Origin of the sequence: Mesorhizobium sp. M5C.F.Ca.IN.020.32.2.1 (assembly GCF_004023105.1) — a bacterium.
Classification (GTDB): domain Bacteria; phylum Pseudomonadota; class Alphaproteobacteria; order Rhizobiales; family Rhizobiaceae; genus Mesorhizobium; species Mesorhizobium wenxiniae.
In genome coordinates, this window is the sequence record NZ_RZSX01001707.1 from 1 (window position 1) to 400 (window position 400).

At 61.0% G+C, this 400-nt stretch carries 1 protein-coding gene; it reads right to left on the bottom strand.

Annotation, left to right across the window (positions count from 1 at the left end):
• A partial coding sequence (locus tag EOA86_RS38270; RefSeq protein WP_164892496.1) for a M24 family metallopeptidase occupies nt 1-400 on the bottom strand: 400 nt, incomplete at both ends.

Here is a 400-nt window from a genome sequence, read left to right on the forward strand (position 1 = left end):
GCTGAACCTGGTCGTGGGCCATGCGATAGAGCGATTTCTGATAATCCGTCGGCTTGCCCGGCCCGCAGCGGAAGGTGCGCGAGAAGTCCGAGTAATAGCCGTAGCAGCCGATCGTATCGGTATCCAGCGCCAAAAGTTCGCCCGGCCTGATCTTGCGGCCGCTGGCTTCGTTGAACCACGGGTTGGTGCGCTGGCCGGAGGTCAAGAGGCGGGTTTCGATGAACTCGCCGCCTTGCCGGATCACTTCGTGATACATGATGGCGAACAGATCGTTTTCGGAAACGCCGGGTTTGATCGCCTCACGCACTGCATAGACGGCGGCCTCGGCGCCGGCCATCGACACCTGCAGGCATTTTACTTCCTCCGGCGTCTTCACTGCCCGCACGGCGAGAATTTCACC